Consider the following 8,369-nt stretch of genomic DNA (forward strand, 5'->3'; position numbering starts at 1 on the left):
GACTCCTTCTCCGACGGCGGCCGCTACTTCGAGCCGCAGGCCGCGATCGAGCACGGGATGGAACTGCTCGCGGCGGGCGTGGACTACGTCGACGTCGGCGGGGAGTCCACCCGGCCGGGCGCGCTGCGCGTTCCGGTGGACGAGGAACTGCGCCGGACCGTCCCGGTGATCAAGGCGCTGGCCCGCGAGGGCGCGATCGTCTCGGTGGACACGATGCGCGCGCAGGTAGCCCGGCAGGCCGTGGAAGCGGGCGCGCGGATCGTCAACGATGTGAGCGGCGGGCAGGCCGACCCGGAGATGATCCCTTTCGTGGCTTCGGCCCGCGTCCCATACATCCTCATGCACTGGCGTGGGCACAGTGTCGATATGAACAGCCGGGCCGTGTACGGGGACGTCGTCGCCGAGGTACGGCGCGAGCTGGCCGAGAGCGTCGAGCGCGCGGTAGACGGCGGCATTACGCCGGATCGCATCGTTCTTGATCCGGGACTCGGCTTCGCGAAGAGCGCGGTACACGACTGGGCGTTGGTCGGCCACCTCGACGCACTGCACTCACTGGGCCGTCCGCTGCTGATCGGCCCTTCACGCAAACGCTTCCTAGGCCGCCTGCTGGCCGGACCAGACGGCGAACCGCGTCCCGCGCCCGATCGGGACGTCGCCACGATCGCCCTCGCGGCGCTCGTGGCCGCACACGGCGCGTGGGCTGTGCGTGTGCATGCGGCGGCAGAGGCGATCGACGCGGTACGCGTAGCGGCCGCGGTAGGTGATCCACACTACGCAAATAGAGCGGGGGGCCATTAATGGCGACGCAGCCGCCGGTGGACGAGGAGCCGTTCACCGCCGAGCAAGCCGCGGTCGCCGCGGCCAACGAGACCTTCTATCAGGCGGTCGAGGACGGCGATCTCGATACCGTGCGCGCGCTGTGGATCGACGGCGAGCACTCGGGCACCGCACACTGCGTACACCCCGGCCAGCCCGCGGTACACGGTCGTTCGCAAGTGCTGATGTCCTGGGCGGTCGTCATGTCGCGACTGTCGTACCTTCAGTTCTTCATCACGGATGTTCGCGTCGTGGTCTCCGGGGACCTGGCCGTGGTGACGTGCGCGGAAAACGTGCTCACCGATCTGCCGCGCGGAGAGGGCGAGGATCCGACCGGATTCGCCGGCGGCAGGGCGGAGGCGACCAACGTTTTCCGGCGCTCCGCGGACGGCCGGTGGCTACTGTTCGCCCACCATTCCTCCCCGGTCTTCCCCTCTGGTGACGCTGAGCCGCCCGACGAGCGCGAATAGCGCAGAAACCACCCGGCGAGGGTTAGACGCCGCCGCGCTTTGGGCAGGCAGCATGCCGTAGGCGGCAATTGCATCAGCAGCGGTCGAGGACGCGTGTCGTGGCTGCGGCACGCTCTCGACGGCGCCTGAGACAGGGCTGCGGACCGGCCACCGGCGGCGGGCACGACCGAGGTAGACGGAGCGGCGGATGGGTGCGGGTGACGGCGTGGACCGGTCGGCGGATCTGGACCGGATCGTGCTGCACGGGCTGCGGGGGCGCGGTCGGCACGGCGTCTTCCCACGGGAACGGGCCGAGGGCCAGACCTTCATCGTGGACGCCGCGCTCGGCCTGGACACCCGGGCGGCCGCCGCGGGCGACGACCTGGCCGCGACCGCCGACTACGGCGCGATCGCCGAGAAGATCGTGGCGCTGATCGAGGGCGAGCCGGTCAACCTGATCGAGACGCTGGCAGAACGGATCGCAAGCGCCTGCCTGGCCGATCCGGTGGTGCGCGAGGCGCAGATCACCGTGCACAAACCGGACGCTCCCATCTCAGTACCGTTCGATGACGTCACCGTCACCATCCGGCGGTGGAGCGAGGCGTGGCAGGAGGCGCGATGAACCGCGAGCGCAAGCGGGGCTACGACCACCGGGCGGTACTGGCGCTCGGCGGGAATCTGGGCCACCGTCTGGAGACCCTCCAGGCCGCCCTGGACGCGCTGGTGGACACCCCGGCGCTGGACGTGGTCGCGGTCTCCCCGGTGTACGAGACCGAGCCGTTCGGCGGCCCGCAGGACTCCGCCGATGCGATGGACCTGAGCGGCCAGCCGAATTTCTACAACGCGGTCGTGCTGGTCGCCACCGACCTGACCCCGCTCACCCTTTTGGACCGCGCCCTCGCGATCGAACAGGCGTTGCACCGGCGGCGCGAGGAACGCTGGTCGGCGCGAACCATCGACGTCGACATCATCGCGTACGACTCGCTGGTCACCCACAACAACCGCTTGACCGTCCCGCATCCACGGGCACACCAGCGCGCCTTCGTGCTGGTGCCCTGGCACGACGTGGAACCCGACGCGAAGCTGCCCGGCTGGGGGCCGGTGTCGGCGCTGCTCGAGGCGCTCAAGCCGATCGACGGCGTCAAACGGCGCGACGACCTGAGCCTGCAACTCTGAGGCCCGGTGAGTTTCCCGCGCGCCGGGTGAATGCCGCCCGCTCGACCGGCCGCCGCCGCATTCCAATCAAGTTCTGACGATGTATCGAACCGAGACCTGTTCGCCGGGCAAGAGCCGAAACTGACAGACTGGGGCCGTGAAGCCGACTAAACCCCTGGTGCTCGTGGCAACCACTGTTGTCGTGGCCGTGATCGCCTATGTGGTGCTGCGCTTCTGGGATCATCTGGGCGACACCAGCGTTCCCGCGGTACCACTGTCCGCGCCGATCACGCTCGCGGTGCTCGCGGTCGCGGTATTCGGCGTCGCGCTCGGGCTGCGTTCCCGGTTCGCCGCGTATCGCAAGGCGCGGACGCGGATCGAGCGCGGCCTGCCGCGTGAGCCGAACGAGCGACCGGTCAAGCCGATCGATCCGCTGCAGGCGGCCCGCGCGCTGGTGCTTGCGAAGGCCTCCGGCCTGGTCGGCTCGGTGTTCGCCGGGATCTACGGCGGGTACGGGCTTTTCCTGCTCGGCCGGCTGGACATCGGCATCTACCGCTCCGAGGCGCTGCGCTGCGGCTTCGCGTTCGTCGCCGGCGCTGCCCTCATGGCGGCGGCAATCTATCTCGAGCACATCTTGAAGGTGCCGCCGGAGGAACCCGGCGGTGACGGGAAAGTGCCGTCCGGAGCTTAAGAACACGTCGCTGTCTTATCAGGGCCCCGCGGCGGTACATCAGGAAGTACCAGTGTCAGAGCGCTCTACGCGTGTGACGCTGCATTAGGCAACTTTGACTTTCCAATCTGCAAACGGGTATTCCGTAGAATGCGAGCCAACAACTAGAGTTCACGTATGCGTCATCGGCAGACTACGGGGGCGGGGCCGTCGGGAACCCGGCCGAGCATTGCCATTCTCATGTTGACCGCGGCGGGCGGGGGCCTTGCCGTCGGTTTGGGCCAGCCTGCGGGGGCTTGGGCCGGGTACGGGACCACTTCGATCGCTGCGATCCTCGGCTTCGGCGCGCTCTGGCAACAGCGCGGCATGCTGGAGCGCCGGGCGAAGGAGATGGCCCGGCGACGGCGCACCGACCTCGACGCGCTGGCCGTCGCGGAGCAGCGGCACCGGACCGAGCTCGAGCGGATCAGAACCGAGCTCGAGCACGAACAGCAGTACTCGATCCTGATTCAGGACCAGCTCACCCGGGCCCGCGAACAGCTGGAGCGGGAACGCGCCGCGCGTAGGACGGCAGAGCGGGAACTGGACGCGCTCACCGGCTCGGACAGCTGGCCGACAGGCACGTCGTCGCTCGTGCTGACCGTCGAGGAACCCTCGGGCGGGCGCGTTACCGCAACGTCGCAGGACGTTGACGGGAACGAGGACGGATCAGCGGAGAATCCTCGCACGGTGACCAGACCGGCAACAGCCTCGCCAGCTGCCAAGACCGGCACGCAGAGCGGCAACGCAGCGGCCCGGCGACGTGGCTGGCAGGTCGTAGACGGTAACGGTGCGGACGACGGCGAAGCTTCGACTCCGGAGACCGACCGGCTGTACCGGCCGTTCATCGACCAGCTGGCTTCCGCGCAGGTGCCGGTGTCGGAAGCGGCGCTCGCGATGGCTCCGGTCATCGGCGCGGCGGATCTGGACGGCGTGCTCGATCTGACCGCATACGACGAGACGGTCGAGTTCTCGGTGCGGGAGATCAAGGACATGGCGTAGCGGGCGAACGCGCGGCTGCGATCCTGCAATCGGCCGCGCACGCCCGACCACCGGCTCCGTCACGGCTACCTGCTGGTCACGGCTGCCTGTCCGATCACGACTACTTGTCGATGTCTCCGACCACGAAGAACATCGAGCCGAGGATCGCGACCATGTCCGCGACCAGGTGACCGGGCAGCAACTCGCCGAGCACCTGGATGTTGTTGAACGAGGCCGAGCGCAGCTTGAGCCGCCAAGGCGTCTTCTCCCCGCGTGAGACCAGGTAGTACCCGTTGATGCCGAGCGGGTTCTCGGTCCAGGCATAGGTCTCGCCCTCGGGCACCTTGAGCACCTTGGGCAACCGCAGGTTGATCGGACCCTGCGGGAGCGCGGCGAGCCGGTCCGCGCAGGCCTCGGCGAGGTCCAGGGAGACGTGGGTCTGCTCCAGCAGGCAGTCGAAGCGGCTGAAGCAGTCTCCGGCCTTGCGGGTGACCACACGCAGCACGTCGCCGAGTTCGCCGTAGGCGAGATACGGATCGTCGCGGCGCAGGTCGAAGTCGACCCCGCTGGCCCGCGCGATCGGCCCGGAAAGGCCGTAGGCCGCCACCTGCTCGGCGGTCACCACGCCGACGCCTTCGGTGCGGGCACGGAAGATCTCGTTGCCGTGAATCAGGTTCTCGATGTCCGCCAGCCGGCCGCGCACCGCCTGGATCGTGCGGCGCGCCCGGTCGAGCCAGCCGGCCGGCAGGTCCTCCTTCAGGCCGCCGACCCGGTTGAACATGATGTGCATCCGGCCGCCTGAGATCTCCTCCATGACCTTCTGCAGGTCTTCGCGCTCGCGAAAGGCGTAGAAGATCGGGGTGATCGCGCCGAGTTCGAGCGGGTACGAGCCGAGGAACATCAGGTGGTTGAGCACCCGGTTCAGCTCCGCGAGCATGGTGCGCGCCCACGAGGCGCGGACCGGCAGCTCCATACCGAGCATCCGCTCCGCGGCGAGTACGACGCCGAGCTCGTTGCAGAAGGCGGAGAGCCAGTCGTGCCGGTTCGCCAGTACGACGATCTGCCGGTAATCGCGGACCTCGAACAGCTTCTCGGCGCCGCGGTGCATATAGCCGATGATCGGCTCGGCGGAAACGATGCGCTCGCCGTCCAGCACCAGACGAAGGCGCAACACGCCGTGCGTGGACGGGTGCTGCGGGCCGATGTTGAGGATCATGTCCTCGGTGGCCAGTCCGGCGCCGATGCCCGCGGTGCGCTCCACAAGCTGTCCCATGAGCGGTAAGTCTCTCACTCCTTCGTGACACGCCGGAGAGGGCGTCTTGAGGGCGGTTAGAGGCGGGCCAGCGCCGGGGGCATGGAGATGGCGACGCCTTGCGCGAGCCAGCCGAATCCGCCGAGGCCGAGCGGGTCGGTCAGCTCCGCGGCGGCGGAGGCTTGGGACAGTGCGCGCAGGTAGCCACGCGGGTCGATCGAGGCGAGCGCCAGGTCCGGTCGGCCGCCGGTCATCCCCAGGCTGTGGAAAACCTCGCGCTGTGTGGCGAGCGCGGTCCAGTCGGCGGGTGTGGCGGCGGCGCAGGAATCGAGCGCGACGTGGGCGGTGATATCGCACAAACCGTCAGGAATCGGGGCGGTTTGACGACCGTGTGCGTAACCGGTCAACGTGCCGAAGGGTGGGCGTGACGTGCGGTTGTGTGCGTAATCGACGGCGATGGCGACGCCTCGGTCAAGCGCGGCGACGGCTCGATGCCAGGCCGTGTCGCGGCTCAGGCCGATCTCGGCGCGAAGGGGCTGGTCTGACGGCTCATCAAAGGAGGCCGGGTTCGGCCACCATGTGGACAACCATGCCTGCTGGTCGGGATCGGGCTCCGGACCGAGTCGTTCCGTGCCGTCGGCCGCGACCACGACGAGCCGCCAGCCGTGCGGCGTGACTTCGGCGACGTCGCACGGGACGTTGTCCAGCCACTCATTGGCGATGAGCAGGCCAGTGACCCCGGCAGGCAGATCATTACGCCATTCGATACCAGATGTCAGATTATCGGGTTTTGGGGCGACTTCGACGGCTACAAGCCGGAGACGTTGCGCCAAGGATTCGTCGAGTTGGGCGCGGACGGCATCCAACAGTTCTGCGCGACCGGCACCCACATCGACCAGCGTGATCGGATCGGGACGGCCAAGCGCCTCATCGACCTCGTGCAGCAGGCGCACGACTGCAGTCGCGAAAAGCGGCGAGGCGTGCACTGAGGTCCTGAAGTGCGCGGCCGGACCCTGCCCCGCCCGATAGAACCCGTCCGGACCGTACAGCGCTCGCTCCATCGCCAGCGACCACGGGAGGAATCCGGTCTCGGCCACCTGCCTGTGTCCCTTCCCGTGTCCCTGCGTGCGTCCCACCATGGGATGAGACCGTACCGCTGCGGGATGAGCTCACAGTTCGGCCCGGTGGCGCATGGGCAGGGTCTCGGAGATTTCGTACGCTCGTGTTGTGACGCGCGTGTACGTATGGCTCCAGAAACACCCGACGCTGGTCGACGGGGTGATGGCGGCCGTCATGGTGTTCTTCGGCGTGCTCTCGGTGTTCGAGCGCAATCCGTTCCTCCCGAGCGTTGCCGGGGTCCTCATCGGCGCGCCGCTGCTCTTCCGCCGCCGGTACCCGACGGTCTCCTTCTGGGCTGTCTACGTCTTCGGAGCGGTCGAAGCCTTGTGGGGCTACCGGCCGACCGTGTCGGCCCTGGCTGTGCCTATGGCGATGTATGCGTTCGCCGCGTACCGCCCTCGGCGGCTTTCGCTCGCAGGCCTCGGCGTCGGGATGATCGGGGTCGGCGTTGCGCTCCATCAATGGGTTACCGCACCGGCGCGGCAACACGAGTCCTATTTCGACTGGATCTTCGTCTACTGCGTGTTCGCCTCTCCGCTGATCATCGCCTGGGTACTCGGCGACTCGATGCGGTACCGGCGCGCCTACTACCTCGATTTGGAAGACAAGGCACGGCGATTGGAACGGGAACGGGACCAGCAGGCACAGATCGGCGCCGCAGCCGAGCGTGCCCGTATCGCACGCGAGTTGCACGACGTGGTTGCGCACCACGTATCCGTCATGGTCGTTCAGGCAGAGGGCGCCTCCTACGCACTCGACACGTCGCCGGAGACGACGCGCCGCGCGCTCGGGACTATCGCCGAGACCGGCCGTTCCGCGCTCGCGGAGATGCGTCGGTTGATCGGCGTTCTGCGGTCCGAGGGCAACACCGCGGATCGGGCGCCGCAGCCGGGCGTCGACCAGCTTGAGGATCTGCTGGAGCAGGTGCGCGCGACCGGCATCGCGGTCGACTTCAAGGTCGAAGGGGTGCCGGTCCCGCTGCCGCAGGGTATGGCGCTTGCGGCGTACCGCATCGTGCAGGAGTCCCTGACCAACACGCGCAAGCACGGCGGTCCGCGCGTCAGCGCTCAGGTCTCGCTGCACTACGGTGAGGACGAGCTACGGATGCTGGTACGCGACGACGGCCGGGGCGCTTCGGCGCTGACCGACGGCAAGGGCAACGGGCTGACCGGAATGAGGGAACGGGTGGCCATGTACGGGGGAGCGCTGCAAGCCGGTCCACGGCTCGAAGGCGGCTACCAGGTCGAAGCCGTCCTGCCGTACCGCGCCGCGCTGATCCGAGACGCGGCCTGAAGTCGAAGCGGGCTGAACAGCAACACAGCGCGATGAGCGAGGGGCGAATGATGGCCGAGGGGACTATGACGCGCGAGGGCACGAAGATCCGTGTCGTGCTGGTAGACGACCAGGAACTGCTGCGCACCGGATTCCGCATGATCCTGGACGCGCAGCAGGACATGGAGGTCGTCGGCGAGGCCGCGGACGGCATTTCCGCGCTGGAGCTGCTCGCGCAGGTGGACGCCGACGTCGTGCCGATGGACGTGCGCATGCCCGCCCTCGACGGCGTGGAGGCGACGCGTCGCCTGCTCGGTGACGGCAGCGCGAGCGCGCTCCCCGGCTCGCATCCGAAGGTGCTCATCCTGACCACCTTCGACCTCGACGAATACGCGTTCGCCGCGATCAAGGCCGGGGCCAGCGGCTTCCTGCTTAAGGACGTGCCGCCGACCGAATTGCTGTCCGCGATCCGCGCAGTGCACAGCGGCGACGCCGTGGTCGCGCCGTCGACGACCCGGCGGCTGCTCGACCGCTTCGCCCCGATGCTGCCTTCCACCAGCACGCCTGCGCCGCCGACGCTTTCCGTTCTCACCGAGCGCGAACGGGAAGTGCTCGG

The 8,369-nt window shown here is 68.5% G+C and carries 10 protein-coding genes; 8 read left to right on the forward strand and 2 right to left on the reverse strand.

The window, feature by feature from the left end; translation table 11 throughout:
- The 6 genes from folP to VFB40_RS12170 form a co-directional block, all read left to right on the forward strand.
- On the forward strand, window positions 1-798 hold a 798-nt coding region (gene folP / locus VFB40_RS12145), incomplete at its 5' end, for a dihydropteroate synthase (RefSeq protein WP_324850016.1).
- Window positions 798-1,286 carry a YybH family protein gene (locus VFB40_RS12150; protein ID WP_324850019.1) on the forward strand — a complete coding sequence of 163 codons (489 nt, stop codon included), beginning with the start codon at window positions 798-800 and terminating at the stop codon, window positions 1,284-1,286. The genes folP and VFB40_RS12150, both read left to right, overlap by 1 nt.
- Before the next feature lie 223 nt (window positions 1,287-1,509).
- Complete coding sequence (gene folB / locus VFB40_RS12155) at window positions 1,510-1,887, forward strand: dihydroneopterin aldolase (RefSeq protein WP_349261447.1); 378 nt, start codon at window positions 1,510-1,512, stop codon at window positions 1,885-1,887.
- Window positions 1,884-2,441 (forward strand): 2-amino-4-hydroxy-6-hydroxymethyldihydropteridine diphosphokinase, encoded by a 558-nt coding sequence (gene folK / locus VFB40_RS12160; RefSeq protein WP_324850023.1) that lies wholly within the window; start codon window positions 1,884-1,886, stop codon window positions 2,439-2,441. Before folB ends, folK begins: the two co-directional genes overlap by 4 nt.
- Window positions 2,442-2,604: 163 nt before the next feature.
- Window positions 2,605-3,111, forward strand: a complete 507-nt coding sequence (locus tag VFB40_RS12165) for a DUF3180 domain-containing protein (RefSeq protein WP_324850025.1) — start codon at window positions 2,605-2,607, stop codon at window positions 3,109-3,111.
- 219 nt (window positions 3,112-3,330) lie between these two features.
- Complete coding sequence (locus tag VFB40_RS12170) at window positions 3,331-4,131, forward strand: hypothetical protein (protein ID WP_324850027.1); 801 nt, start codon at window positions 3,331-3,333, stop codon at window positions 4,129-4,131.
- 100 nt (window positions 4,132-4,231) lie between these two features.
- On the opposite strand, the gene VFB40_RS12175 is transcribed toward VFB40_RS12170, so the two are convergent.
- Complete coding sequence (locus VFB40_RS12175) at window positions 4,232-5,383, reverse strand: NADH-quinone oxidoreductase subunit D (protein WP_324850029.1); 1,152 nt, start codon at window positions 5,381-5,383, stop codon at window positions 4,232-4,234.
- 56 nt (window positions 5,384-5,439) lie between these two features.
- Complete coding sequence (locus VFB40_RS12180) at window positions 5,440-6,459, reverse strand: SAM-dependent methyltransferase (protein WP_324850031.1); 1,020 nt, start codon at window positions 6,457-6,459, stop codon at window positions 5,440-5,442.
- 130 nt (window positions 6,460-6,589) lie between these two features.
- Between VFB40_RS12180 and VFB40_RS12185 the strand changes: the two genes are divergently transcribed.
- Window positions 6,590-7,774 (forward strand): sensor histidine kinase, encoded by a 1,185-nt coding sequence (locus tag VFB40_RS12185; protein ID WP_324850033.1) that lies wholly within the window; start codon window positions 6,590-6,592, stop codon window positions 7,772-7,774.
- Window positions 7,775-7,821: 47 nt separating this feature from the next.
- Window positions 7,822-8,369, forward strand: a 548-nt coding sequence (locus VFB40_RS12190) for a response regulator (protein WP_414642083.1), incomplete at its 3' end; no start/stop codon positions are given.

The sequence above is a fragment of the Actinocrinis sp. genome (assembly GCF_035650855.1).
Classification (GTDB): Bacteria; Actinomycetota; Actinomycetes; order Streptomycetales; family Catenulisporaceae; genus Actinocrinis.